The sequence below is a fragment of the Stenotrophomonas sp. CCNWLW162 genome, assembly GCF_037203745.1.
GTDB classification, from domain to species: domain Bacteria; phylum Pseudomonadota; class Gammaproteobacteria; order Xanthomonadales; family Xanthomonadaceae; genus Stenotrophomonas; species Stenotrophomonas maltophilia_AQ.
In genome coordinates, this window is sequence record NZ_JBBCBL010000001.1 from 276414 (window position 1) to 301176 (window position 24763).

Consider the following 24763-nt stretch of genomic DNA (forward strand, 5'->3'; position numbering starts at 1 on the left):
TGCACGCCGGTCGGCGTGCAGACGGGTAATCGCGCACCGGATCAGACCGGCAGATCGCGCAGTTTCTTTTCCTGTTCGGTCAGGCTGCGGATGAAACCAGGGTGACGGAAGATGCGGTTGCCGTAGTCCTCGATCGCCTTGCCGTCCTTCGGCAGCGGCACATCCAGCGACTGCAGGCGCCAGATGATCGGGGCCATCGCGCAGTCGGCCAGGCTCATTTCCGGATTGAGGAAGAATTTGCTGGCCTTGAACAGTGGCAGCGAAGCCGTCAGCAATTCTTTCAGGCGCTTGCGCCCCGCTTCGGCCTGCGTCTTGTTGCCCAGCTGGATGGCCTGCACCTGCGGCACCCAATCGTGCTCGATTCGCAGCATGGCCAACCGGATGCGGGCACGCGACAGCGGATCGACCGGCATCAGCGGCGGATGCGGATAGCGCTCATCGAGGTATTCGCTGACCACCGATGCCGCGTACAGCACCAGCTCGCGCTCGACCAGGGTAGGCACCGAATGGTACGGATTTAGGTCGATCAGGTCTTCGGGCGGGTTCTGTGGATCGACCGGAACGAAGTCGAAGCTCACACCCTTGGCCGCCAGGACCAGACGTACACGGTGGCACAGTACATCGTCGTTCGAGGAAAACAGCGTCAGTGTATTGCGCATGCGTACGCTCGCCGCCATCAAAGGCTCTCCCACGACAGGAGACCGCCTGCCGCATCGGCGCCGCCGGCACCGTGCCGGCGATCGACTCCTCCCCGAGTGTGCAACCGACCATCACAAAAGCCAATAGGCCCGTGCGATGGCCGGCGGCAGAATCAGTGAACGTCCTTCCAGTATTCCTTCTTCAGCAGGTACAGCAGGAAGGTCAACAGGGCCAGGAACAGGATCACCCACACGCCCAGTTGCTGGCGCTTGAGTGCGGCCGGTTCACCGGCATATTCGAGGAAGTTGGTGATGTCACGAACTGCCTGGTCGTACTGGCCGGCATCGACCGAGCCCGGACTGTCGATGCGCAGGGCGGTCACCGGCGGGTCCATGCCCGGCGCTTCCGGCTTTCCATGCACGGCGTGCTGCAGGCCCTGCATCTCCCACAGCGGGTTGGGCATGGAGGCGTTGGCGAACAGCGCGTTGTTCCAGCCCAGTGGCCGGCTGCTGTCCAGATAGAACGACTTGAGGTAGGTGTAGACCCAGTCGCTGCCACGCACGCGCGAGATCAGGCTGAGGTCCGGCGGCATCTTGCCGAACCACTTTTCAGCGTTCTCCTTGGGCATTGCCACCGGGATCGGGTCACCGATCGCCGAGCCGGTGAAGTTGAGGTTGTTCATCACCTCTTCCTCGGTCAAGCCCAGGTCCTGCGCCATCCGCGAATAGCGCAGGTACTTCAGTGCATGGCAGCCGGAGCAGTAGTTCATGTACAGCTGCGCGCCGCGCTGCAGCGATGCGCGGTCACCGAGGTCGTTGCCGGCCTGCAGCAGTTTGGTGCCGCCTTCGGCGGCGGAGGCCAGGAAACTTCCCAGCATCAGGGTGGCCGCCAGGGCCAGCCGGACCATCCAGCGCTCAGTCATGGGTGGTCACCCTCTCCGGTACCGGCTTGGTCCTGTCCAACCGGGTCCATAGCGGCATGGTGATGAAGAACGCGAAGTACAGGAAGGTCAGCACTCGCCCGATGTAGGTCTCGTGCGCGTCGGTGCCCGGGCCGGAGCCGATCACGCCGAGCCAGACGAAGCACACCGCGAACACGCCCAGCAGCACCTTCGAGAGCACGCCGCGATAGCGGTAGGACTTCACCCGCGCGCGGTCCAGCCAGGGCACCAGGAACAGGATGGCGATGGCCGAGAACATCACCAGCACACCACCCAGCTTGTTGGGCACCACCCGCAGCATCGCGTAGTACGGGGTGTAGTACCAGACCGGCTTGATGTGCTCCGGGGTCACCAGGCGGTTGGCCTCGGTGAAGTTGTCGTGCTCCAGGAACAAGCCGCCGAATGCAGGTGCGAAGAAGATGATGAAGGCGGCGATGATCAGCAGGAAGCCGGCGCCGACGCCATCCTTGAGCGTGTAGTACGGGTGGAACGGGATGCCGTCGGCCGGTGCGTTCGGCGACCAGCGGTTGCCCTTCGGCCCCTTCTTGATCTCCACCCCGTCCGGGTTGTTCGACCCCACTTCATGCAGCGCGCCCAGATGCAGCACCACCAGCAACAGCAGCACCAGCGGTAGTGCGATGACGTGCAGTGCGAAGAAGCGGTTGAGCGTGGCGTCACTGGGCAGGTAGTCGCCCATGATCCATTCGGTCAGGCCGTTGCCGATCACCGGTATGGCGCCGAACAGCGAGATGATCACCTTGGCGCCCCAGAACGACATCTGGCCCCATGGCAGCACATAGCCCATGAAGGCTTCGGCCATCAGCACCAGATAGATCAGCATGCCGAGGATCCACACCAGCTCGCGCGGCTTCTGGTAACTGCCGTACAGCAGGCCGCGGAACATGTGCAGGTAGACCACGATGAAGAACAGCGAGGCCCCGGTGGAGTGCATGTAGCGGATCAGCCAGCCCCACTCCACGTCCCGCATGATGTATTCGATGGAACCGAACGCCTCGGCGGCGTTGGTCTTGTAGTGCATCGTCAGGAAGATGCCGGTGACGATCTGGTTGACCAGCACCAGCAGCGCCAGCGAACCGAAGTAGTACCAGATGTTGAAGTTCTTCGGCGCGTAGTACTCGCTGACGTGCTTGCGGTAGACCGGCATCAGGCCCGGTGCGCGGGCGTTGACCCAGTCGGCCACGCCGCTGGCGGTACGGCTGAGGATATTGGCCATCAGGCAGCCCCCTGCGGATCGACACCGATGATGATGGTGTTGTCGTCCTGGTAATGGTGCGCGGGCACCTTCAGGTTGATCGGCGCCGGCACGTCCTTGAAGACGCGGCCGGACATGTCGAAGCGCGACTTGTGGCAGGGGCAGAAGTAGCCGCCCTTCCACTGCGGGTCGTAGGGTTCAGGCCGGATCTCGGCGACCATCTCCGGCGAGCAGCCCAGGTGCGTGCACAGGCCGACCAGCACGGAAATGTCCGGCTTGATCGAACGCAGCTCGGGATTCTGCTTCAGCACGTAGTCCGGCTGCTGGTCCTTCTCGCCGGACTCGGGGTCCTTGAGACGGCCATCCAGCCCATGCAGCGCATCGAGGATGGCCTTGGACCGCTTGACGATCCAGATCGGCTGGCCACGCCACTCCACGATCAGGCGTTGGCCTTCCTGCAGCGCGCTGATGTCGGCCACCACAGGTGCACCGGCAAGCTTGGCCCGCGCACTGGGATTCCAGGATTTGATGAAAGGGACTGCGGTGAATCCGACGCCGACGGCGCCCACCACGGCTGTGGTGGCAGAAAGAAAACGCCGACGTCCGGTGTTGACTGGATCGTGTACCCCATCGTTTGCCATCCGGCACTCCGATATTGATTAGGTAGCTTTAAGGCTGCCAACGGTTCCGGTGGGGGCCAGAGCCGCATTGAATCATGGCCGAGTGTAGCGGAACCGTCGCGCGCCACACAACGCATTGCAACAACATTGATTGCGGGGTTGCCGGCCAGCGGCCGGCACTACCTTTCAAATGAGTGCCGACCAACGGTCGGCACCCATCAGTTAGCGGCACCTACTGGTGACTCAGGGCAGTGCGGTAACGCTCGGCCAGCTGGCCGACCCGGCGCACGTAATACTGGGTTTCGCTGTATGGCGGCACGCCACCGTGGCGGTCGACCGCGCCTTCGCCGGCGTTGTAGCCGGCGGCAGCCAGGGTCAGATCGCCGTTGAAGCGCTTCAGCAACCACGCAAGATACTGCACGCCGCCGCGGATGTTCTGTCCGGCATCGTAGGAATCACCAACCCCGAAGCGGGCGGCGGTGGGGGGCATCAGCTGCATCAGGCCCTGGGCGCCGGCGCGGCTGAGCGCGGTCGGGTTGTAGGCCGACTCGGCATGGATGATCGCGCGCACCACCGCCTCGTCGACGCCGAACTCGCGTGCGGCCGAGGTGATCTCGCTCTGGAATGCCGTGGTGTTCAAGCGCACCGTGCCGAAGTCCACGCGCGGATTGACCCCGCAGGCGTAGCAGCGCTCCATGAAGCTGTAGCGGATGGTGCGTACCGGGCCGAGATTGGCCACCTGGGTCGGCCGGGCGCTGGTGTAGTGGCGCACGCCGTCCTTCATGAAGGAATAGACCTGGCCGCTGACCATGCGGCCGCCACGCGGGGTAGCCTGGGGCACCGGAACAGCTGCAGGTGTTGGCGTTGGTGCTGGCCCGACCACGGCCGGCGCCGCCACACCGGCCGCCACAGCGACCGGATTGCGCTCGATGCTGGCCACGGTGGCCGGAGACGGTTTCGGCGCGGAAACCACCGGGCGCGGTGCCGGGCGGCTATCGCGGCTGTAGCTGATGGTGCTGCAGCGGGCCCCGGCCACACGCTTGCTGACATAACTGGTGACGCCATCGGCGCCCTGGCACTTGTACAGGCTGCCGGCGCTGGCCGGCGCAGCGGTCAGCGCAGCGATGATGATCGCCGTTGTCCCCAGTATCCCCTTCATGGCGGCGAGTGTCCCAGCTTCGCCTGAGCTTGCCAAGCGATGCGGCTCAGGCTGTGACCGGCGCCACAGCCAGCACCTGGCCCAGCCCGGCCAAGCGCTGCGCCAGCTCGTCGCGCAGGCCTGGTGGCGTGGTCCACAGCGCCACCGGCACGCGGTCCAGGCTGAGGATCTGCGCCAGCATCATGCCGCGGCTCTCGGCGCCCATGCGCAGCAGGCAATGGTGGGCGCCATCGGCCTCCAGCACCCCGCACCACGGCGGAATGCGCCCTTCCAGCTCGGCGCGGCTGCCGGCCAGGCGCAGGATCGCCTGCAGCGCGAACGGGGCCTGGCTGACTGCCTGCCGCACCATCACATCCGGCGGTGCCGGGGTACGTCGGTGCATGCCCGGCTCGGAGCATTCGCGTACCGCGCCCATCCGGTCCACGCGCAGGGTGCGCCAGTCCTGGCGCCCCAGATCCCAGGCCAGCAGGTACCAGCGCCGACCGTAATTGACCAGATGCTGGGCCTCGACCTCGCGCTGGGTCACCGCGTCCTGCGCGCTGCGGTACTCGAAGGCCAGCCGCGCCGCCTGCCGGCAATGCAGGGCCAGCCGTCCCAGCAGCCGTGCATCGGTGGACGGAAGATCTGACAGGGTGGCCGTCGCTGCATGCACCTCGCCCGCCTGCTGGCGACGGCGGGCCGGCACCAGCGGGTCGAGCTTGGACAGCAGCCCACGCGCGGTGTCGTCGATTCCGGCGACGGTGGCCGATGCCGCACGCAGCGCGATGGCCAGGGTGGTCGCCTCCTCCTCATCCAGCAGCATCGGCAACACTGGCGCGCCGGACCCCAGCTGGTAGCCGCCGCCGACGCCGGCCGAGGCCTGCACCGGGTAACCCAGCTCGCGCAGGCGCTCGATGTCGCGGCGGATGCTGCGCCGGTCCACGCCCATGCGCTCGGCCAGTTCGGCGCCGGACCACTGGCGACGGGCCTGCAGCAGGGCGATCAGGCGCAGCAGTCGATGGGCGGTGTGGCGCATGAAGGATCGAGGACAGAAGTCGTCCGCAATAGTGCCTCAGGATGGCCTCCAGTTCACCACCCACCGCAAGGAGCAATGCCATGACGTCACGCCAGATCACCCTGTACCACGCCGCCCGTTCACGCTCGAGCGGCGCCGTGGCCCTGCTGGAAGCGCTGGGTGCCGACTACCGCATGCAGGTGCTGGACCTGAAGGCCGGCGCCAACCTGGCCCCGGCCTACCTGGCCATCAACCCGATGGGCAAGGTGCCGGCCATCGTCCACAACGGCGCCCTGGTGACCGAACAGGTGGCGATCTACCTGTACCTGGCCGACCTGTACCCGGAAGCCGGGCTGGCCCCGCCGATCGGCGACGCCCTGCGCGGCCCCTACCTGCGCTGGATGGCCTTCTATGGCGCCTGCTTCGAGCCGGCGATGATCGACAAGGCGATGCATCGCGAGCCGCCGCCGCGACTGATGTCGCCCTACAACGACGCGGAGACCGTGCTGCAGGTGATCGAAGCCCAGCTGGCGCAAGGCCCGTATCTGCTCGGCGAGACGATGAGCGCCGCCGACGTGCTGTGGGGCAATGCACTGGCCTGGACCACCGCCTTCGGCCTGGTGCAGCCGGCGCCGGCCACGGCTGACTACATCGCGCGAATGAGCGCGATGACCGCCTTTGACCGCTCGCGTCAGATCGATGCGGAGCTGGCAGCGGCTTAAGCAGAGCCCCCTTGTAGAGCCGAGCCCACGCTCGGCTTGGGTTTCAGCAGAGCCAGGCCATGCCTGGCTGCCACGTAGGTGATGGAGGAGCAGCCTAGCGTGGGCTCGGCTCTACACAGGCGCGGCGGGGGGCGCAGGATGCGGGTAGAATTGCCCGCTTTCCCGCCACCCGAATGGATTAAGCGCCATGACCGGGACGCCAGACGTCTTTCCGCCCGCCGCGCCGGGCGGTACCCCGCTCGTTGCCCTGCCCGCTGGTCCGCGCAAGCCTGACCAGGTCAAGGGCAAGCTGTACATCAAGACCCACGGTTGCCAGATGAACGAGTACGACTCGGCCAAGATGGCCGACGTGCTTGCCGCCAGCGATGGCCTGGAACTGACCGACAGCCCGGACGACGCCGACGTCATCCTGGTCAACACCTGCTCCATCCGTGAGAAGGCGCAGGAAAAGGTATTCAGCCAGCTGGGCGTGTGGAAGGGCCTGAAGAACAAGGGCCGTGAAGTCATCATCGGCGTGGGCGGCTGCGTCGCCTCGCAGGAAGGCGAAGCGATCATCAAGCGCGCGCCGTTCGTCGACCTGGTGTTCGGCCCGCAGACCCTGCACCGCCTGCCGGAACTGATCCGCGCACGGCGCGAGCAGAAGCGTCCGCAGGTGGACATCAGCTTCCCCGAGATCGAGAAGTTCGACCGCCTGCCCGAGCCGCGCGCCGACGGTGCCTCTGCCTTCGTCTCGATCATGGAAGGCTGTTCCAAGTACTGCTCGTTCTGCGTGGTGCCTTACACCCGCGGCACCGAGGTCAGCCGCCCGTTCGAGGACGTGGTGGTGGAAGTGGCGCAGCTGGCCGCGCAGGGCGTGCGCGAGATCAACCTGCTCGGCCAGAACGTCAATGCCTACCGCGGCCCGTATGGCGACGGCGAATTTGCCGACCTCGGCCTGCTGATCCGCACCATCGCCGAGATCGACGGTGTCGGTCGCATCCGCTTCACCACCTCGCACCCGCTGGAATTCAGCGATTCGCTGATCGATGCATTCCGCGACGTGCCGCAGCTGGCCAACTTCCTGCACCTGCCGGTGCAGGCCGGCAGCGACCGCGTGCTGTCGGCGATGAAGCGTGGTTACACCGCACTGGAATTCAAGTCGAAGATCCGCAAACTGCGCGCGGTGCGCCCGGACATCTCGATCAGCTCGGACTTCATCGTCGGCTTCCCCGGCGAGACCGATGCCGACTTCGAGAAGACCATGAAGCTGATCGAAGACATCGGCTTCGACCACAGCTTCTCCTTCATCTATTCGCGTCGCCCGGGCACCCCGGCTGCGGACCTGGAGGACACGATCAGCGACGCCGAGAAGCACGCACGCCTGTCGCGTCTGCAGGAACGCATCAATGCGCATGCCGCCGGCATCTCCGAGAAGATGGTCGGCACCGTGCAGACCGTGCTGGTGGAAGGTCCTTCGCGCAAGAACCCGAACGAGCTGACCGGCAAGACCGAGAACATGCGTTCGGTGAACTTCCCGGCACCGGCGCGGCTGATCGGCCAGTTCGTGGACGTGGTGATCACCGAAGCGCTGACCAATTCGCTGCGCGCGCGCGTGGTCGCGGGCTGACCGGCAGGGTCGGATCCCCGCAGGGGCTCCGACCCGTTGCACCGATCATTGGGGTCAGAGCCCCTGTGGGGATCCGACCCCGGCCACGTCAATCCAGCCGCTTGCGGAAGCGCAGGATCGCCAGCGTCATCATCACCACGATGAAGGCCAGCAGCGCCAGCGCGTCGTGCCACAGCTCCCACAGCGAGGCCCCGCGCAGCATGATGCCGCGCACCAGTCGCAGGAAATGGGTCAGCGGAAGCACCTCGGCCAGCCACTGCACCGGCCGCGGCATGCCCGCGAACGGGAACATGAAGCCCGACAGCAGGATCGACGGCAGGAACAGGAACAGAGTCATCTGCATGGCCTGGAACTGCGAGCGTGCGCGCGTGGAAATCAGCAGGCCCAACGCCAGGTTGGCCAGCACCAGCAGCACCGCCGCCAGGTAGATGTCCAACAGGCTGCCGCGGATCGGCACCTGGAACAGCCATGTGCCAAGCAGCAGCACCAGCGTAGTCTGCAGCAGGCCGATGGCCGCATAGGGCAGCACCTTGCCGACCATCAGTTCGCTGCGTGACACCGGCGTGGCGATCAGCAGTTCCATGTTGCCGCGCTCGCGTTCGCGCACCACCGCCACGGCAGTGAACATCACCAGGGTCATGGTCAGGATCACCCCGATCAGGCCCGGCACGATGTTCACTGCCGAACGCCGCTGCGGGTTGTAGAAACTGGTCACACTGATCGGACCACCGGCGATGCTGCCTTCGCGTAGTGGCCGCGTGTTGCTGGTCGGTCGTGTCTCCAGCGGCACCTGCGCCAGCTGGATCGCCGCGCTCTGTACAACCGTGTCGCTGCCATCGACCAGCACCTGTACCGCCTCGCGTCCATCGAAACGGCGCCGCTCGAAGTCGGCCGGCACCACGATGCCGACACTGATCTCGCCACGGCGCAACGCCTGCATCAGCTCATCAGGCGTGTAGGTGTCGCTGCGCGGCGTGATCACACCAGTGGCCACCATGTCCTGCACCAGCGCACGCGACGCCGCACTGTTGGCCTGGTCGGCGACACCGGCGTTGAGATGGCGCAGGTTGAGATTGATCGCGTAGCCGAACAGCAGCAGCTGCATTACCGGAATGCCGACGATCATCGCCAGCGTGATGCGGTCGCGGCGCAGCTGCCGCAGTTCCTTGAGCATGATCGCCCACAGCCGGCGCAGGTTCATGCCGCCGGCTCCCGGCCGCGGCCGCGGGTGGCGGCCACGAAGACGTCTTCCAGGTTCGGCGCCACCGGCTCAATGCTGGCCTGCGGATCGGCACCGGCCAGTGCATGGCGCAGCTCAGCAACATCTGCCATCTCCTCACTGCACAGCACGCGAAGCTGAGTGCCGATCTGCGCCACGCTCAGCACGCCAGGCAATGCGGCCAGCGCGCGGCTGGCCTGACGCGGTTGCACCGACGTGACCTGCAACGTGCGGCCTTGCAGCTGTGCACACAGCTCGTCCGGCGTGCCGTCGGCCACCAGTGCGCCACGATCGAGAATCGCCAGCCGGTGGCAGCGCTCGGCCTCGTCCATGTAATGGGTTGAAACCAGCACGGTGGTACCGGCGTCGGCCAGCTCGAACAGGGCCTCCCAGAAATCGCGGCGCGATTCCGGATCGACCGCACTGGTCGGCTCGTCCAGGAACAGCAGTTCCGGCCCATGTATCACCGCACCGGCCAGCGCCAGGCGCTGCTTCTGCCCACCGCTGAGGGTGCCGGCCAACTGCGGCTGCCGGTCCTGCAGGCGGTACTGCTGCAGCAGCGCTTCGATCCGCTGTCGGGCCTGCGCGCGCGGCAGGTCCTGGATGGCGGCGAGGAATTCCAGGTTCTCGCGCACCGACAGGTCTTCGTACAGCGAGAAGCGCTGGGTCATGTAGCCGATGCGCCGGCGCAGCGCCTCTGCCTGCTCGGGCACTGCCAGTCCCAGCACCTCGATCTGCCCTGCGCTGGGTTCCAGCAGGCCGCACAGCATGCGGATGGTGGTCGACTTGCCGGACCCGTTCGGGCCCAGGAAGCCGTAGACCTGGCCGCGCGGCACGGTCAGGTCGACGTTGTCCACGGCCAGAAGTTCGCCGAAGCGACGCGTCAGCCCTCGTGCGCGGACCGCGATGTCCTCACTGGTGTTCAGAAGCGCACCTGCACCGGCAACCCGGCCGGGAGCTTCTGCATGTCCGCAGCCTCGTCCACTTCGATCTCGGCCAGATAGCTCAAGCGCGCGACGTCGTCGCCGGTCAGTGCGTAGTACGGCGTGAACGAGGGCTCGCTGCGGATCGAACGCACGCGCCCCTTCAGCACGGTGCCGCCCCCTTCCAACTGCACCTGTGCGGCCTGCCCCACGGTGACCTGCAGGCGCAGCGGCTGCGGCAGGTAGACACGCGCGTAGGGACGCTCGCCGACCAGCATCACCGCCAGCGGTGCGCCGATGGGGGCCTGGTCACCCTGCCGATACGGCAAGGCATCGACCACGCCATCGCGTGGCGCGCGCAGCTGCAGCTTCTGCAGATTGACCCCCTGCACGACCTGTTGTGCCTGTGCGGCTTCGGCGGTGGCCTGGCCCTGGGCGATGTCCTGCACGCGACTGCCGTGCACCAGCTCCAGCCAGGCCTGCTCGGCAGCATGCACGCTGGCCTCGGCATTGCCGGCGGCGGCGCGTGCGCGGTCCAGTTCGGCGGCGGCGATCAGGCGCTGCTGCGCCAACGGCTGCACCCGGCGGTAGTAGGCACTGGCCTCGGCGGCCTGTGCGCGCAATGCGGTCAGCTGTGCCTTTGCCTGCGCGATCTGCTCCTGGCGCGGTCCGATCTTCAGTTCTTCCAGTTGCGCCTGCGCTCGGGCCGTGTCGGCCTGAGCGGCAGCGAACTGCGCGTCGCCGCGGGCCGGGTCGAGCTGCATCAGCACCGCGCCGGCCTTGACCTGCTGGCCTTCGTGCACGTCCACCGTGGCGATTACTTCGGCTGCCGGCGCCGGCACCGTGATCCGGTCCCATTCCAGCGTGCCCAGTGCGATGGGCGGTGCCTGCCCACATCCTGCCAGCAGACCGATGCCTACCAGCCCAATTCGACGCATGCCGTTGCCTATATCCATGCCAGCCCCTACTGCGACGGCGCTACGGTGCCATGTGCTCCGTGCACCCACAATGATCCCGATCAGCCCTGACGGTTTTTTCACCACGGCGTGGCGAAGCCCTTGCGACAAGGGTCTGAGCCACCTATCCACAGGTTGATTCAGCATCATTCCACAGCGGGTGTGGAAAACCGGCACGGCACGCTGCCGTTGCTCGCCTGGCAGTGGAACATGCGCTGCCATCACGATGAATCCCGGAGTGCGCTGCGAAGTAGCCTCCTTGCGACGCGTTTGTCCTTTCGATGCGGGAGCCCTTGCGGCCGTGACGATTTTTTCACCACCTTCTCATGAGGCTTGTGGCACAAGCACTGCAGAGGTCTATCCACAGGTTTCCTCAGCTCCCGTCCACACCGGGTGTGGAAAACGCTGTATCGCCCTCCTGCTGGCCGTGCGCCCCGTGCGCGCGCTACCCTTGTCCTCCCTGAATACACTGCGGTGGAAGGCTTCCGCCCCACCCAAAGCAATGAAAAGCATCGATCATCGAGACTTCACCCTGTCGCCGGAAGACAACGAGCGATTGGCCAACCTGTGCGGCCCCTTCGATGGCCACCTGCGCCAGATCGAGCTGAAGCTCGGCGTGGAGATCGCCAACCGTGGCTTCGTGTTCCGCATCAGCGGGCCGAACGAGGCCATCGTCGAGGCGCAGAAGCTGGTCGAGGCGCTGTACGCCGAAGCCGGTGAGACCACCTTCGACAACCACGCCATCCATCTGCGCCTGGCGCAGGCCAATGTCGAGCAGATCGCCGAGCGCTCCTACGAAGCACAGGACGTGGCAATCAAGGTCAAGCGCGGCACGGTGCGCGGACGTGGCGCCAACCAGAGCCGCTACCTGCACCAGATCGCCAGCCACGACATCAACTTCGGTATCGGCCCGGCCGGCACCGGCAAGACCTTCCTGGCCGTAGCCAGCGCGGTCGAGGCGCTGAACGAGTCGCGGGTGCAGCGGCTGATCCTGGTGCGCCCGGCAGTGGAAGCCGGCGAGAAGCTGGGCTTCCTGCCCGGCGACCTGAGCCAGAAGGTCGACCCCTACCTGCGACCGCTGTACGACGCCCTGTACGAGATGATGGGTGTGGAAAAGGTGGTGAAGCTGCTCGAGCGCAACGTCATCGAGATTGCACCGCTGGCCTATATGCGCGGCCGCACGCTCAACGATGCGTTCGTGATCCTGGACGAGGCACAGAACACCACCATCGAGCAGATGAAGATGTTCCTGACCCGCCTGGGCTATGGCTCGACCGCAGTGGTCACCGGTGACCTGACCCAGACCGATCTGCCCAAGCATGTGAAGTCCGGCCTTCGCGATGCCATCGATGTGCTGCGCGAGGTCGAGGGCGTGAGCTTCACCTTCTTTGAATCCCGCGACGTGGTGCGCCACCCGCTGGTGGCGCGTATCGTCAGTGCGTACGACCGCCGCGACCTGCATCAGATCCAACCTGGAGCAACTCCATGACCCGTGGTCCCGTGCGACTGGACGTCGCCGTCAGTTACGCCCTGCCGCGTGCCGGCCTGCCGGCGGCCGTCAGCTTCCGCAAGTGGGTGGCCGCTGCGCTGAAGGGCCGCATCCGCGAGGCCGACCTGGCCATCCGCGTGGTCGATGCCAAGGAAGGGCAGTCGCTGAACCGCCATTACCGTGGCAAGGACTACGCGACCAACGTGCTCAGCTTCCCGGCCGAAGTGCCCGAAGGCCTGCCCAAGGGCGTGAAGTTCCCACTGCTCGGTGACCTGGTGATCTGCGCACCGGTGGTGGCCCGCGAGGCCGACGAACAGGGCAAGGCGCTCAACGCGCACTACGCGCACCTGACCGTGCACGGCGTGCTGCACCTGCTCGGCTGGGACCACGAAGACGACAAGGAAGCCGAGGCGATGGAACAGCTGGAGCGTGACATCCTGGCCGAGCTCGGCATCGCCGATCCGTACGCTGGCGAGCGCTGAGCGGGAAACGCCCCCAATGCCCCATGCCCGGGGCCAGAAACCGGAGGAACAAGGATGACCTCGCACGGCAGCTTCATTCCGTTTCTGATTGGCGCCAGCCTGTTTGCCGTCCTGGTGGTGCTCGGCGCCTATGCCGTTCAACGCATCGGCGCCCGTGATCCCGCCGGCAGCCACTGGCTGCTGCGCGGCCTGGCCCTGCTGTCGCCCGTCTGTCTGCTGATCGGGCTGGCGATCGGCTTGATCGGCCCGCATCTCACCGGCGAACGCGAGCCGGTCCATCTTCCCGGAATGTGGGAAACGTCGATGGTGCTGGTGCTGGTGGGTGCACTGACCCTTCCGGTCCTGTGGCGAATGATCCTGCACCGCCGTCTGGGCCGCTCCGTAAACGCGCTGCCGTTCTTCCATGCCAGCCGCACCGCGCTGCTGGTGCTGTTCGTGCTGGCCGTGATCTACATGAAAGTGGCCAGGATCGCGGCAGCGGAACTGATGCCCTGGCTGACCAGCCCGGGCCTGTGGCCAACCGTGGCGCGCATCGCGGGGCAGTTGATGCAGGTCGCCATGCTTGCGGTCGTGCTGACCCTGTCGCTGATGGTCGTACGGCGGGCGATGGTCGGCTTCCTGCGCCTTCTCACCCGGCCTTCCGGGCGTTCGCCGGAGCTATGATGGCGGCCCCCGACCACGGAAACCGCTCGTGTCATTGCGCTGCTGCCTGCCCCTGCTGTGTGCCCTTGCGGCCCCGTCTGCCGTCGCCTCCAGCCTGGACCTGCCGGCGCTGATCGAATGCCGCCAGGGCATGGCCGAGTACGCCGCACTGGCACCGCTGCTGGCCGACCCGCTGAAAGCCGTGGCCCAGGGCCTGCAGCCGCTGCCGCAGGGCAACCAGTTCATGAGCGAGTACCGCCTGGCCCAGCCGATCAGCGTATTTGGCACAGTCACCGAGCGGGTGGCCGTGGCCGGCGCCAGCATCATGGCCGTCCTCGACCAGGCCGACCCGCGGCCGCTGGCCAAGCAGCTGGAACTGGAGACCGGCTACGACCAGGACGGCAAGTTCATGGCCGGGCGCGAGCTGGTCAGCCGCGATATGACCGACCCGAAGACCGGCGAGGCCCAGATCGAGTCGATCATCCTCAGCGTCTCCACCGTGGCCTCCCACCCCGGCAAGACCCTGGCCGGCTGCACCTACAGCCTGGACCTGCCCGAGGAGGAAGCCCCCCGGCCCGAACTGGCCCCGCCGCCGATCACTGGACCGGGCAGCGTCGGTCACTGACAGGCCGCCACATCCTGCTAGACTTGGGCCAACGCCCGGCCTGCCGGGTGCCTTTTTTCCAGAGATGTCAGAAGACGACAGTAGTAGCTCCCCCGCGGAGCACAGTGAAAAGAAGCGCGGCTGGCTTGAACGCCTGACCTCCGCCTTCTCCGGCGAACCCCACACCCGCGACGAGCTGGTCGCTGTCCTGCACACCGCGCAGGAAGAGGGTCTGATCGCCGCCGATACCCTGAAGATGATGGAAGGCGCCATTTCGGTGGCCGAGCTGACCGTGGGCGACGTGATGATTTCGCGCTCGCAGATGGTCTCGCTGCCGGTCGAAGCGCCCTTCCTGGAACTGATGAAGCAGGTGGTCGAATCCGGCCATTCGCGCTTCCCGGTGCACGGCGAGAACAAGGACGACATCCTTGGCATCCTGCTGGCCAAGGACCTGCTGCGCGGCGTGGTTGCCGACAACGGCCCGGCCAACGTGCGTGAGCTGCTGCGCCCGGCGGTGCTGATTCCGGAGGCCAAGAAGCTCAACGTGCTTCTCAAGGAGTTCCGCCTGTCGCGCAACCACATGGCCATCGTGGTCGACGAGTACGGCGGTGTCGCCGGCCTGGTCACCATCGAAGACGTGCTGGAACAGATCGTCGGCGACATCGACGACGAGCATGACGAAGCTGAAGATCCCTCGGCACAGATCGCCATCCAGTCCGACGGCCAGTACGTGGTCGACGCGCTGACCCCGATCGGCGACTTCAACGAGCGATTCGGCGCGACGTTCTCCGACGAGGACTACGACACCATCGGCGGCCTGGTCACCGAGGCCGTGGGCCATCTACCGGAAGTCGGTGACGAGCTGGCGCTGGACCGTTTCATGTTCCGTGTGGCCCGCGCCGATGCGCGCCGGGTGCAGGCCTTCCACGTGACCGTGCTGCCGCCGGACGCGCAGGACGACGCTTGAAGCGCCGCGGCCTGATCCTGACGCTGTGGCTGGCACTGTGCGTGCTGGCCATGGCCCTGCCGCTGGCCGCCTTCGCGCAGCCTGCGGCAGCCACGCCTGCCGTACCCGCGCCCCACGCCGAAGCCCCTGCCCCGCGCATCGGCGTGGTGACCATGCAGCCGGGCACGGTGTTCTTCGAACGCTTCGGCCATGACGCCATCGTGGTGCTTGATCCGGTCAGCGGCGAGGCGACCTCCTACAACTTCGGCTACTTCGACCCGTCCGAGGACGATTTCATCAGCCGCTTCGCACGCGGCGACATGATGTATTACCTGGTGGCGCTGCCGTTGCAGCAGGACCTGTCGTACTACGACGAGACCGGCCGTGGCGCCAGCGTGCAGTGGCTGGACCTGCGCCCGGACCAGGCACGTGCGCTGGCCGCCGACCTGGCCGAGCGGGCCAAGCCGGAAAACGCGCGCTACCACTACGACTACTACACCGCCAACTGCGCGACGATGGTGCGCGACACGGTGGACAAGGCACTCGGCGGTGGCCTGCACTCGCAGCTGTCGGGCCGCTCGCGTGGCAATACCTACCGCAGTGAATCGGTCCGCCTGGCATCGCCGGCACCGTGGATGTGGCTGGGCTTCGATGTAGGCCTCGGGCCGTTCGCCGACCAGCCGCTGTCGCGCTGGCAGGAAGCCTTCGTGCCGATGCGCCTGGCAGATGCACTGCGCCAGGCACGCAACAGCGATGGCCGTCCGCTGGTGCAGTCCGAACAGGAACTGCTGCCGCACCGCATCGACCCGGAGCCGAAGGAGTTCGCACGCCGTTGGTGGCCGTGGCTTCTGTGCGGCCTGGTAATCGCCGCTGGCGTGCTGGCGCTGCGCAACCGCCCGCGCCTGCTGGCGGGGCTGGCCCTGCCGTTCTGGCTGCTGTGCGCCCTGTTCGGTGGCGTGCTGGTGTTCCTGTGGGGCTTCAGCATCCACTACGCCGCATGGGCCAACCGCAACCTGCTGTTGCTCTCGCCGCTGGCGGTGCTGCTGCTGCCGGGTGCGATCGCCCTGCTGCGCCGACGTGTGCCGGGCCGCATGTTCAGGATCGTGCTGTGGCTGCTGGCGGTACAGGCCGTAGCGGCGCTGGTGCTGCACTGGCTGAGCCTGCAGGCGCAGTACAACGTGCAGTGGATCGTGCTGCTGCTGCCGGTCCATGTGGCCCTGGCCTGGGTACTGGGCCGGCGTCCTCACTTGTCGGAAACACGGCACTGACGCACGATGGCGGGCATGTCATTGCCCGCCTCCGCTTCCGCACCTGCTTCGGCCAACCCCGCCTGCGTCATCAACTGCGTCCACTACGATGACGAGGGCAAACGCCACGACATCAGCCTGGATGCCATCAGCGACGTCATCGCCAGTGGCAACGGCTTCGTCTGGGTCGGCCTGTACGACCCCAACGACGATGTGCTGCTGAAACTGCAGGAGGAATTCTGCCTGCACGACCTGGCCATCGAGGATGCGCGCAACGCGCACCAGCGGCCCAAGGTCGAAACCTACGGCAACTCAATGTTCGTGGTGGTGACCACCGCGCAGATGGTCGACGAGCGTATCCAGTACGGCGAAACCCACGCCTTCCTCGGCCCGCGCTTCCTGGTCACGGTGCGCCATGGTGCTTCGCTGTCCTATGCACCTGTGCGCGCACGCGTGGAACGCGAGCCGCAGCTGCTGAAGATGGGCCCGTCGTACTGCCTGTACGCAGTGGCCGACTTCGTGGTCGACAACTACCTGCCCATCGTGCACCGCTTCCGCGACACCCTGGACCTGCTGGAAAAGGACATCTTTGCGGACAACTACAAGCGCAGCACGGTGGTGCGGCTGTACGAGCTCAAGCGCGAACTGAACAAGATGCGGATGGCGGTGGCGCCACTGCAGGACGTACTGGCTCAGCTGCGCCGCTACCAGGGCGAACTGATCCCCGACGAAGTGAAGCTGTACATCCGCGACGTGCACGACCACGCAGTACGCATCAGCGATGTGATCGACACCCTGCGCGAGATGCTGGGCACCGCACTGAGCGTAAACCTGTCGCTGGTGACGCTGGCGCAGGGCGAGACGGTGAAGCGGCTGGGTGCATGGGCGGCGCTGCTGGCGGCGCCGACGCTGATCACCAGCTGGTACGGCATGAACTTCAGCCACATGCCGGAGCTGAGCGAACCGTGGTCCTACCCGCTGATGATCGTGGGCGTGGGTGGCGTGTGCGTGGGGTTGTACCGGTTGTTCAAGCGCGCGAAGTGGTTGTAGCCCGCTTTGGGTAGTGCCGGCCGCGGGCCGGCAACCAGGCAATGCCGGCCAGCGGCCGGCACTACCCTTCGGCATCAAGCCACGTAGACGGTCTTGATGTTCATGAACTCATGGATGCCGTGGTCGGCCAGTTCACGGCCGAAGCCGGACTGCTTGCTGCCACCGAACGGCAAGCGCGCATCGCTCTTGACGATGGCGTTGACGAACGCCGCGCCGCATTCCATGCGTTGCGCGAAACGTTCGCCGCGCACTGGATCGCGCGTCCACACGCTGCCGCCCAGGCCAAAACGGGTGTCGTTGGCCACGCGCAGCGCCTCGGCCTCGTCCTTGACCCGGATCACCGCAGCGACCGGACCGAACAGTTCCTCGTCGTAGGCAGGCATGCCCGGGCCGACCTGATCGAGCACGGTGGCCGGATAGCCGGCATGCGTGCCCGCAATCGGCTCACCACCCACCAGCACCCGCGCGCCCTTGGCCACACTGGCCTGCACCTGCTTGTGCAGTTCGTCGCGTAGATCAGCGCGGGCCATGGGTGCCAGCGTGGTGCCGCGCTCGCCGGGATCACCGTATTGGCGCTCGCCCGCAGCTTCAACGAAACGACGGGTGAACTCATCGGCCACCGCGTCCACCACGATGAAGCGCTTGGCCGCGATGCAGGTCTGACCGCTGTTGTCGAAACGCGACTTCACCGCCGTCGCCACGGTCTTGTCGAGGTCGGCATCGTCTAGCACCACGAAGGCATCGCTGCCCCCGAGCTCCATCACCGACTTCTTCAGCTGGCTGCCCGCGTTGGACGCAATCGAGCGCCCTGCCCGTTCGCTGCCAGTCAGGGTCACCGCCTTTACCCGTGCATCGCGCAGCACGTCGGCCGCCTGGTCGTTGTCGATGTGCAGTACATCGAACACGCCATCCGGCAGGCCACCGTCACGGCATACCGCCAGGATCAGGTCGGCACACTGGGGCACATTGCTGGCGTGCTTGAGCAGGGCCACGTTGCCGGCCATGAACGCCGGAGCGAGGAAACGGAACACCTGCCAGATCGGGAAATTCCACGGCATCACCGCGAACACGCAGCCGATCGGCTCGTAGCGCACATAGCTGCGCTGGGCTTCGGTGTCGATCAGCTGCGGCTTGAGGTAATCGGCGGCGTGGTCGGCGTAGAACTCGCAGGCCGCCGCGCACTTGTCGACCTCGGCCAACGCCTCTGCCTTGAGCTTGCCCATCTCGTGGGTCATCGCCTGCTGCAGATCATCGCAGCGCGCACGCAGTTGGCCAGCGATCTGCTTGAGGATCGCCCCCCGTTCCTGCAGCGAGCGCTCGGCCCAGCCGGGGAATGCATCGGCGGCGGCCTGCAGGCGCTGCTCGATGTCGGCAGCACCCATCAGTTCATGGCGGTAGGTCACCTGGCCGGTGGCCGGGTCGACAATCTCGACGGTCATGGGGGATCTCCATCTGGTAGACCCCCATTGTGCGCCGCCGGCCGTGAGCCGGATGTTGCCGACGCTGTCGACAAACCGTGTGCTCAGCCGTTGTCCTGGCGTGCCAGCTGCAGGTCGCGCTGGCGCCGTTTCTCGGCACGCGCGTTGATGTACCAGCCGATCACCGCGGCGATCGACACCGCCGACACCAGCAGGGTGGCCAACGCGTTGATCTTCGGGCTGATGCCCATGCGCACCGAGGCGAACACCTTCATCGGCAGCGTAGTCGAGCCCGGCGTGGCGACGAAGCTGGCCACCACCACGTCATCCAGCGACAGGGTGAACGCCAGCAGCCAACCGGCCACCAGCGCCGGTGCGATGATCGGCAGGGTGACGCGCCCGAACACGGTCAGCCGGCTCGCGCCCAGGTCCATTGCGGCTTCTTCCAGCGACAGGTCCATTTCCTGCAGGCGCGAGGACACCACCACGGTGACGAAGCACAGGGTGAAGGTGACGTGGGCGATCCAGATGGTGGTCAAGCCACGTGCCGGGAAGCCGGGAATCGCACCCATCGAGGCCAGCAGCGCCATCAGCGAGAAGCCGAGGATCACATCCGGCATCACCAGCGGCGCGGTCACCAGCGCGCCGAACAGCGGCTTGCCACGGAAGCGCTTGAAGCGCGTCATCACCATCGCCGCCAGCGTGCCTAGCACGGTGGCGGTACAGGCGGTCCAGAACGCAACCACCAGGCTGGTCCACATCGCATCCATCAGCGCGCGGTCGGCGAACAGGTCGCTGTAGGCGCGGGTAGAGAACCCTGCCCAGACCATCGCCAGCCGCGAGCTGTTGAACGAATAGAACATCAACAACAGGATCGGCAGGTACAGGAAGGCAAAGCCGAGCAGCAGCACGCCCAGCCCCAGGCCCTTGGCGGAACGCGGGCTCATGCCTGCTTCCCTTCCAGCAGGCGCTGCTGGGACCGGTTGAACAGCAGGATAGGCACCAGCAGCAACAGAATCATCGCCACCGCCATCGCCGAGGCGCCCGGCCAATTGCGGTTGTTGAAAAATTCATTCCACAGCTGGCGGCCAACCATCAGCGTTTCCGAGCCACCCAGCATTTCCGGAATCACGAATTCGCCAATCGCCGGGATCATCACCAGCATGCAACCGGCGATGATGCCGGCCTTGGACAGCGGCAGGGTGATGCGCAGGAACGCCTGCCACGGCTTGGCACCGAGGTCGTAGGCCGCTTCCAGCAGGCGGTGATCGTGCTTGACCAGGTTGGCGTACAGCGGCAGCACCATGAACGGCAGGTAGCAGTAGACGATGCCGATGTAAGCGGCGGTCGGGGTGTCGATCAGCTGCAGCTTGGGCAGGCCCATGCTGGTCATCAACGATTGCAGGCCGGTGAACTGCAGGAACTGGTCGAGCAGGCCGTTGCGGTCCAGGATCGCCTTCCACGCATACACGCGGATCAGGAACGAGGTCCACGACGGCAGCACCACCAGCATCATTGCCACGTTGCGCGCGGCCGGCGACAGGCGGGCGATGGCATAGGCCATCGGGTAGCCGATCAGCAGGGTCAGGAAAGTGGAGATGGCCGCGATCTTGATCGAGCTCAGGAAGGCCTGCGCATAGATCGAGTCGCGGAACAGGGCCAGGTAGTTCTCGAGGTTGAGCTTGAGCGAGAACGCGCCGTCCACGTACTGCAGCAGCCAGGTGTACGGCGGCGAGCCGACCCGGCTGTGCGAGAAGCTGATCATCAGCACGATCAGGAACGGCACCGCGAAGAACAGCAGCAGCCACAGGTACGGAATACCGATCACCGTGGCACGCAGCCCCGGCAGCCAGCGCTTCAGGCCGGCGACGCTCATGAGGTCAGCACCACGCCATCGTTGTCGCGCCAATGCACCCACACTTCGTCGCCCCAGGTCAGGCCATCGCTGGCCCAGCGCTGCGAGTTGGCGAAGTTGGCCAGCACCTTGGCGCCGCTGGGCAGCCGCACGTGGTAGACCGAGTGGCTGCCGAAGTAGGCGATGTCTTCGATCACGCCCTGCGCCTTGTTGGTGTGCCCTTCCGGCTCGTCCTTGCCGATCATCACCTTCTCGGGGCGCAGCGCGAACGCAACCGGTTGCCCTTCATAGCAGGTGATGCCATGGGCGATGTAGATCGGCGCGGGGAACAGCGGGGTGCGCACGGTCACGTACTCGGGCAGGTCCTCGTCGATCACGCCGTCGAAGGAATTGACTGAACCGATGAAGCCCGCGACGAAGCGGTTGGCCGGCTGCTCGTAAACCTCGTCCGGCTTGCCGACCTGCTGGATCCAGCCGGCATCCATCACTGCGATGCGGGTGGCCATGGTCATCGCTTCTTCCTGGTCGTGGGTGACCATCACACAGGTCACGCCCGACGATTCGATGATGCTGACCAGTTCAAGCTGCATCTGCGAGCGCAGCTTCTTGTCCAGCGCGCCCATCGGCTCGTCCAGCAGCAGCAGCTTCGGCCCCTTGGCCAGCGACCGCGCCAGCGCCACGCGCTGCTGCTGGCCGCCGGACAGCTGGTGCGGCTTGCGCTTGCCCAGGTGACCCATCTGCACCAGGTCCAGCATCTCGCCCACGCGCTTGCTGATCGCGTCCTTTGCCATCCCGTCCTGCTTTAGGCCGAAGGCGATGTTCTGCTCGACCGTCATGTGCGGGAACAGGGCGTAGGACTGGAACATCATGTTGACCGGCCGCTGGTACGGCGGCAGCGCGTCCAGGCGCTGGCCATCGAGGGTGATGCTGCCCTTGGTAGGCGTCTCAAAGCCGCCGAGGCAGCGCAGCAGGGTCGATTTGCCACTGCCGGAGCCACCGAGCAGGGCAAAGATCTCGCCCTTGCGCACGTCCAGATTGACGTCGTCGACGGCGACGAAACCGTCGAATTCCTTGCGCAGGTCACGAATGGAGAGATAGCCGGGCGCACCGGTCGTGTCGACGACGGCGGCTACCGGCTGGGCTTCAACGGGCATGGGGGCTCCGGGAGCGGGCGGTGGACAGCGGCCGCCATTCTAACGGCCGGTGGGCGCAGGGGATATGACGGCGGCAGGCGGAAGCGGCCGCTGGCCGGCTCCGGGGCTCCGAGGGGTGTCGGTTTTCCCCCGCAATGGTGGCCTGTCCGCTCAAAGGCCGCGGCTCGCCCGGACGCCCATGCCGCCGTCCCGACCAGACAGCACGGGCGACGGCCCGTTCTGCAACGTTTTTCAGAACCGGATCTGTTGAAGGCACGGGGCATTCCCCGCGCAATGGCCCTGATCAAGGCCTTGCATGGACCCACCCTGGTGATTTCCCCGGACAACCCCTCCCCCTTCCTGCCCCGCCTACCGGACTCCCTGCCTGCCAGGCTGCCGCTGGTCATCATCGGCGCCGGCCAGGCCGGGCTGTCCCTCAGCGCGCTCCTGCAGGAGGCCGGAATCGAGCATCGCGTGCTGGAGGCCGAAACCGTGGGCGCCAGCTGGCAACGGCGCTGGGACTCGTTCCAGACCAACACCGCCAACGCGACGATGGCCCTGCACGGCCACGCTTACGCGGGCGATGACCCGGAAGGCTTCATGGGGGCCTCGGAGGTGATCCGGCGGCTGCGCGACTATGCCCGCGAGCGCTCGTTGCCGATCAACGAGGGATGTGGGGTACGTCGGGTCGCACCTGAGTCCGGTGCCTACGCCATCGACAGCAGCCAGGGGCCGATCCACGCCCGCGCAGTGGTGGTCGCCACCGGTGAATACCGCCGCGCGCGGATGCCCAGGGTCCCTTTCGCGCCCGCGCCGGGTCTGACGGTGCTGCACTCCGGCGACTACCGCAGCCCCCGCCAGCTGCCCGACGGCGGCGTGCTGGTCATCGGTGGCGGCCAGTCCGGTGCGCAGATCACCCAGGACCTGCGCGACAGCGGTCGCAGCGTGTACTGGTCACTGGACCAGCGGCATTCGCATACCCGCCGGCTGCGCGGCAAGGACTCGATGACCTGGTGGGACATGGCCGGGCGCATCCACCAGCACGTGAGTGAAGCGGCCGCCGTACTGGCCGGCGAACCGGATGCGCTGCGCATGGCCCGCACCGCGGAGTTCCCGCTGATTTCCGGGAAGGGAAGTGCCGGCCTGGGGAGCTCGATCAGCCTGCTGGCGATGCACCGCGCGGGCATCAGACTGTTGGGCCGGTTGCAGGGCTTCGAAGGAAACGTCGCCCGCTTCGCCGATGTGCGCCCGCAGCTGCATACCGCGATCAAGGCCACGCGCGCCGAGTATGCCTATCTCGATTCGCTGGCCAGCGCGTACTACGCCACGCGGCCCGAACCGCGTACCGACGATGCCCGCTACATTCCCGAAGAGGTCTATCTGCACTGGGAGCCGGACGCCGCTCCGCTTGAACTGGATCTGCAGGCGGAAGGCATCCGCTCGGTGGTGCTGGCCACCGGCTTCGTTGCCGAATGGCCGTGGCTCGACGTGCGGGGCGCGCTGGATGCACACGGCTATCCGCTCGGCGAGTTTGGCGTTTCCCCGCAGCCGGGGCTGTTCTTCATCGGCATGCACAACCTGCAGCGGATGAGTTCGTCGTTCCTGTGCAACGGCGGCCGCGATGCGCGCGACCTGTTGCCGGCGATCCTGCGACACCTTGGCCAGGGCGGCGGTACCGCGCCGGGCCAAGGATGAAGCAATCCGACGGGCATGGCCCGCCGGCGCCAGACCGGCTTAACGGCCGGTCTTCACCTCGGTCCACAGCCGGGTGTAGAGCTTGTCGGTCTCCGGCGTGTTGATCGAGTACGTGAACATCTTCTCGGCCACGTCGGCCGGCGGGTAGATGGTCGGGTCGGTGCGGATCGCTTCATCCACCAGCGGGGTCGCAGCCGGCACCGGGTTGGCGTAGTGGATGAAGTTGGTGTTGGCCGCGGCAACCTTCGGCTGCAGCAGGTAGTTGATGAACGCGTACGCGGCTTCCGGATGCTTGGCATCCTTCGGGATCGCCAGCATGTCGAACCACTGCGGGGCGCCTTCCTTCGGGATCGAGTAGGCCACGTGCACGCCATTGCTGGCTTCCTCGGCGCGGTCGCGGGCCTGGATGATGTCACCCGACCAGCCGACCACCAGGCAGGTGCCGCCATTGGCCAGCGAACCCACGTACTGCGAGGAGTGGAAGTTCTGCACGTACGGGCGGATCGACTTCAGCAGATCGGCCGCCTTCTGCAGCTCGGCCGGATCACCGCTGTGCGGGTCCAAGCCCAGGTAGTGCAGCGCGATCGGGATCATGTCCGCCGGCGTGTCCAGGATGGTCACGCCGCAGTCCTTCATCTTGCTGATGTTCTCCGGCTTGAACACCAGGTCCCAGCTGTTGGCGATGTCGGCGCTGCCGCCGAAGCGTTCCTTCAGCATCTCCACGTTGTAGCCGATGCCGGTAGTGCCGATCATGTACGGCACGCCGTACTGGTTGTCCGGATCCTGGGTGGCGATGCGCTTCATCACCGCCGGGTCGAGGTTGGCCAGGTTGGGAATCTTGCTCTTGTCCAGCGGCAGGAACACGCCGGCCTGGATCTGGCGACCGAAGAAGTTCAGCGTCGGCACCACCACGTCGTAGCCGCTGTTGCCGGCCAGCAGCTTGGTCTCGACCATCTCATCGCTGTCGAACACATCGTAAGTCACCTTGATCCCGCTCTCCTTCTCGAAGGTCGGGATGGTGTCCTCGGCGATGTAGTCGCTGTAGTTGTAGACGTTCAGGACCTGGCTGTCCTGCGCGCCGCCGTTGCCACCGCTGCAGGCGGCAAGCATGGCGGAGGCCAGGCCGAGCGTGAGGATACGCAGCTTCATCGGGTGCTCCAGAATGCGGGAAGGGGGGCCGGCGGGGCCGGCGACGGGTGCCAGCCTACCCC

The 24763-nt window shown here is 66.4% G+C and carries 24 protein-coding genes; 10 read left to right on the forward strand and 14 right to left on the reverse strand.

Annotation, left to right across the window (positions count from 1 at the left end; all coding sequences use genetic code 11):
• Positions 1-41 precede the first annotated feature (41 nt).
• The 6 genes from V9K93_RS01420 to V9K93_RS01445 form a co-directional block, all read right to left on the reverse strand.
• On the reverse strand, positions 42-677 hold the full coding sequence (locus V9K93_RS01420; RefSeq protein WP_046983323.1) for a glutathione S-transferase N-terminal domain-containing protein: 636 nt from the start codon (positions 675-677) through the stop codon (positions 42-44).
• A 134-nt stretch (positions 678-811) separates the two neighbouring features.
• Positions 812-1561 (reverse strand): cytochrome c1, encoded by a 750-nt coding sequence (locus tag V9K93_RS01425; protein ID WP_046983324.1) that lies wholly within the window; start codon positions 1559-1561, stop codon positions 812-814.
• Positions 1554-2813 (reverse strand): cytochrome b, encoded by a 1260-nt coding sequence (locus V9K93_RS01430; RefSeq protein ID WP_046983325.1) that lies wholly within the window; start codon positions 2811-2813, stop codon positions 1554-1556. Before V9K93_RS01430 ends, V9K93_RS01425 begins: the two co-directional genes overlap by 8 nt.
• On the reverse strand, positions 2813-3433 hold the full coding sequence (petA, locus tag V9K93_RS01435) for a ubiquinol-cytochrome c reductase iron-sulfur subunit (RefSeq protein ID WP_004151998.1): 621 nt from the start codon (positions 3431-3433) through the stop codon (positions 2813-2815). Before petA ends, V9K93_RS01430 begins: the two co-directional genes overlap by 1 nt.
• Positions 3434-3644: 211 nt before the next feature.
• Positions 3645-4571, reverse strand: coding sequence for a lytic transglycosylase domain-containing protein (locus V9K93_RS01440; protein ID WP_337301970.1), 927 nt, complete (start codon positions 4569-4571; stop codon positions 3645-3647).
• A gap of 46 nt (positions 4572-4617) precedes the next feature.
• Positions 4618-5586, reverse strand: a complete 969-nt coding sequence (locus V9K93_RS01445) for a helix-turn-helix transcriptional regulator (RefSeq protein ID WP_046983327.1) — start codon at positions 5584-5586, stop codon at positions 4618-4620.
• 80 nt (positions 5587-5666) lie between these two features.
• On the opposite strand from V9K93_RS01445, the gene V9K93_RS01450 reads away from it, so the two are divergent.
• Both V9K93_RS01450 and miaB read left to right on the forward strand, forming a co-directional pair.
• Positions 5667-6287: a glutathione S-transferase family protein gene (locus V9K93_RS01450; protein ID WP_012510589.1), complete on the forward strand. Its 621-nt coding sequence runs from the start codon at positions 5667-5669 to the stop codon at positions 6285-6287.
• 187 nt (positions 6288-6474) lie between these two features.
• Complete coding sequence (miaB, locus tag V9K93_RS01455; RefSeq protein ID WP_136638778.1) at positions 6475-7893, forward strand: tRNA (N6-isopentenyl adenosine(37)-C2)-methylthiotransferase MiaB; 1419 nt, start codon at positions 6475-6477, stop codon at positions 7891-7893.
• Positions 7894-7981: 88 nt separating this feature from the next.
• Here the strand turns inward: miaB and V9K93_RS01460 are convergent, their stop codons facing one another.
• The 3 genes from V9K93_RS01460 to V9K93_RS01470 all read right to left on the reverse strand — a co-directional run bounded on the left by V9K93_RS01460 (position 7982) and on the right by V9K93_RS01470 (position 10991).
• Entirely contained in the window at positions 7982-9094 is a 1113-nt protein-coding gene (locus V9K93_RS01460; RefSeq protein ID WP_046983329.1) for an ABC transporter permease, read from the reverse strand.
• Positions 9091-9969, reverse strand: a complete 879-nt coding sequence (locus V9K93_RS01465) for an ABC transporter ATP-binding protein (protein ID WP_046983330.1) — start codon at positions 9967-9969, stop codon at positions 9091-9093. The genes V9K93_RS01460 and V9K93_RS01465 overlap by 4 nt, the downstream gene beginning before the upstream one ends.
• A gap of 65 nt (positions 9970-10034) precedes the next feature.
• A complete protein-coding gene (locus V9K93_RS01470; protein ID WP_337301971.1) occupies positions 10035-10991 on the reverse strand; it encodes an HlyD family secretion protein in 957 nt (318 codons plus the stop codon).
• 502 nt (positions 10992-11493) lie between these two features.
• Between V9K93_RS01470 and V9K93_RS01475 the strand changes: the two genes are divergently transcribed.
• From V9K93_RS01475 to V9K93_RS01505, 7 genes are all read left to right on the forward strand, one after another.
• On the forward strand, positions 11494-12480 hold the full coding sequence (locus V9K93_RS01475) for a PhoH family protein (protein WP_032969420.1): 987 nt from the start codon (positions 11494-11496) through the stop codon (positions 12478-12480).
• Positions 12477-12962: an rRNA maturation RNase YbeY gene (gene ybeY / locus V9K93_RS01480; RefSeq protein WP_019659039.1), complete on the forward strand. Its 486-nt coding sequence runs from the start codon at positions 12477-12479 to the stop codon at positions 12960-12962. Before V9K93_RS01475 ends, ybeY begins: the two co-directional genes overlap by 4 nt.
• Before the next feature lie 54 nt (positions 12963-13016).
• The gene (locus tag V9K93_RS01485) at positions 13017-13625 is read left to right on the forward strand and encodes a hypothetical protein (RefSeq protein ID WP_136638779.1); all 609 of its coding nucleotides are present in this window, start codon (positions 13017-13019) and stop codon (positions 13623-13625) included.
• 28 nt (positions 13626-13653) lie between these two features.
• Complete coding sequence (locus tag V9K93_RS01490) at positions 13654-14229, forward strand: hypothetical protein (protein WP_337301972.1); 576 nt, start codon at positions 13654-13656, stop codon at positions 14227-14229.
• 64 nt (positions 14230-14293) lie between these two features.
• Positions 14294-15175, forward strand: a complete 882-nt coding sequence (locus tag V9K93_RS01495; RefSeq protein ID WP_004151956.1) for a CorC family transporter — start codon at positions 14294-14296, stop codon at positions 15173-15175.
• A complete protein-coding gene (locus tag V9K93_RS01500) occupies positions 15172-16422 on the forward strand; it encodes a lipoprotein N-acyltransferase Lnb domain-containing protein (protein ID WP_337301973.1) in 1251 nt (416 codons plus the stop codon). The genes V9K93_RS01495 and V9K93_RS01500 overlap by 4 nt, the downstream gene beginning before the upstream one ends.
• 6 nt (positions 16423-16428) lie before the next feature.
• Positions 16429-17451 (forward strand): magnesium and cobalt transport protein CorA, encoded by a 1023-nt coding sequence (locus tag V9K93_RS01505; protein ID WP_046983335.1) that lies wholly within the window; start codon positions 16429-16431, stop codon positions 17449-17451.
• Positions 17452-17525: 74 nt separating this feature from the next.
• Here the strand turns inward: V9K93_RS01505 and V9K93_RS01510 are convergent, their stop codons facing one another.
• From V9K93_RS01510 to V9K93_RS01525, 4 genes are all read right to left on the reverse strand, one after another.
• Positions 17526-18890 (reverse strand): NAD-dependent succinate-semialdehyde dehydrogenase, encoded by a 1365-nt coding sequence (locus V9K93_RS01510; RefSeq protein ID WP_337301974.1) that lies wholly within the window; start codon positions 18888-18890, stop codon positions 17526-17528.
• A gap of 83 nt (positions 18891-18973) precedes the next feature.
• Positions 18974-19816 (reverse strand): ABC transporter permease subunit, encoded by an 843-nt coding sequence (locus V9K93_RS01515; RefSeq protein WP_337301975.1) that lies wholly within the window; start codon positions 19814-19816, stop codon positions 18974-18976.
• Positions 19813-20745, reverse strand: coding sequence for an ABC transporter permease subunit (locus V9K93_RS01520; protein WP_012510577.1), 933 nt, complete (start codon positions 20743-20745; stop codon positions 19813-19815). The genes V9K93_RS01515 and V9K93_RS01520 overlap by 4 nt, the downstream gene beginning before the upstream one ends.
• Positions 20742-21878 carry an ABC transporter ATP-binding protein gene (locus tag V9K93_RS01525; RefSeq protein ID WP_046983338.1) on the reverse strand — a complete coding sequence of 379 codons (1137 nt, stop codon included), beginning with the start codon at positions 21876-21878 and terminating at the stop codon, positions 20742-20744. The genes V9K93_RS01520 and V9K93_RS01525 overlap by 4 nt, the downstream gene beginning before the upstream one ends.
• 273 nt (positions 21879-22151) lie before the next feature.
• On the opposite strand from V9K93_RS01525, the gene V9K93_RS01530 reads away from it, so the two are divergent.
• Complete coding sequence (locus V9K93_RS01530; protein ID WP_337301976.1) at positions 22152-23552, forward strand: flavin-containing monooxygenase; 1401 nt, start codon at positions 22152-22154, stop codon at positions 23550-23552.
• A 39-nt stretch (positions 23553-23591) separates the two neighbouring features.
• Here the strand turns inward: V9K93_RS01530 and V9K93_RS01535 are convergent, their stop codons facing one another.
• Entirely contained in the window at positions 23592-24701 is a 1110-nt protein-coding gene (locus V9K93_RS01535; RefSeq protein ID WP_295379778.1) for a polyamine ABC transporter substrate-binding protein, read from the reverse strand.
• Positions 24702-24763 lie beyond the last annotated feature (62 nt).

What these genes read in the sequence shown, in the direction of transcription:
- V9K93_RS01420 (WP_046983323.1), bottom strand. Translation starts at nt 677, where the DNA reads ATGGCGGCGAGCGTACGCATGCGCAATACACTGACGCTGTTTTCCTCG.
- V9K93_RS01425 (WP_046983324.1), bottom strand. Translation starts at nt 1,561, where the DNA reads ATGACTGAGCGCTGGATGGTCCGGCTGGCCCTGGCGGCCACCCTGATG.
- V9K93_RS01430 (WP_046983325.1), bottom strand. Translation starts at nt 2,813, where the DNA reads ATGGCCAATATCCTCAGCCGTACCGCCAGCGGCGTGGCCGACTGGGTC.
- petA (WP_004151998.1), bottom strand. Translation starts at nt 3,433, where the DNA reads ATGGCAAACGATGGGGTACACGATCCAGTCAACACCGGACGTCGGCGT.
- V9K93_RS01440 (WP_337301970.1), bottom strand. Translation starts at nt 4,571, where the DNA reads ATGAAGGGGATACTGGGGACAACGGCGATCATCATCGCTGCGCTGACC.
- V9K93_RS01445 (WP_046983327.1), bottom strand. Translation starts at nt 5,586, where the DNA reads ATGCGCCACACCGCCCATCGACTGCTGCGCCTGATCGCCCTGCTGCAG.
- V9K93_RS01450 (WP_012510589.1), top strand. Translation starts at nt 5,667, where the DNA reads ATGACGTCACGCCAGATCACCCTGTACCACGCCGCCCGTTCACGCTCG.
- miaB (WP_136638778.1), top strand. Translation starts at nt 6,475, where the DNA reads ATGACCGGGACGCCAGACGTCTTTCCGCCCGCCGCGCCGGGCGGTACC.
- V9K93_RS01460 (WP_046983329.1), bottom strand. Translation starts at nt 9,094, where the DNA reads ATGAACCTGCGCCGGCTGTGGGCGATCATGCTCAAGGAACTGCGGCAG.
- V9K93_RS01470 (WP_337301971.1), bottom strand. Translation starts at nt 10,991, where the DNA reads ATGGATATAGGCAACGGCATGCGTCGAATTGGGCTGGTAGGCATCGGT.
- V9K93_RS01475 (WP_032969420.1), top strand. Translation starts at nt 11,494, where the DNA reads ATGAAAAGCATCGATCATCGAGACTTCACCCTGTCGCCGGAAGACAAC.
- ybeY (WP_019659039.1), top strand. Translation starts at nt 12,477, where the DNA reads ATGACCCGTGGTCCCGTGCGACTGGACGTCGCCGTCAGTTACGCCCTG.
- V9K93_RS01485 (WP_136638779.1), top strand. Translation starts at nt 13,017, where the DNA reads ATGACCTCGCACGGCAGCTTCATTCCGTTTCTGATTGGCGCCAGCCTG.
- V9K93_RS01495 (WP_004151956.1), top strand. Translation starts at nt 14,294, where the DNA reads ATGTCAGAAGACGACAGTAGTAGCTCCCCCGCGGAGCACAGTGAAAAG.
- V9K93_RS01505 (WP_046983335.1), top strand. Translation starts at nt 16,429, where the DNA reads ATGGCGGGCATGTCATTGCCCGCCTCCGCTTCCGCACCTGCTTCGGCC.
- V9K93_RS01510 (WP_337301974.1), bottom strand. Translation starts at nt 18,890, where the DNA reads ATGACCGTCGAGATTGTCGACCCGGCCACCGGCCAGGTGACCTACCGC.
- V9K93_RS01515 (WP_337301975.1), bottom strand. Translation starts at nt 19,816, where the DNA reads ATGAGCCCGCGTTCCGCCAAGGGCCTGGGGCTGGGCGTGCTGCTGCTC.
- V9K93_RS01520 (WP_012510577.1), bottom strand. Translation starts at nt 20,745, where the DNA reads ATGAGCGTCGCCGGCCTGAAGCGCTGGCTGCCGGGGCTGCGTGCCACG.
- V9K93_RS01525 (WP_046983338.1), bottom strand. Translation starts at nt 21,878, where the DNA reads ATGCCCGTTGAAGCCCAGCCGGTAGCCGCCGTCGTCGACACGACCGGT.
- V9K93_RS01530 (WP_337301976.1), top strand. Translation starts at nt 22,152, where the DNA reads ATGGCCCTGATCAAGGCCTTGCATGGACCCACCCTGGTGATTTCCCCG.
- V9K93_RS01535 (WP_295379778.1), bottom strand. Translation starts at nt 24,701, where the DNA reads ATGAAGCTGCGTATCCTCACGCTCGGCCTGGCCTCCGCCATGCTTGCC.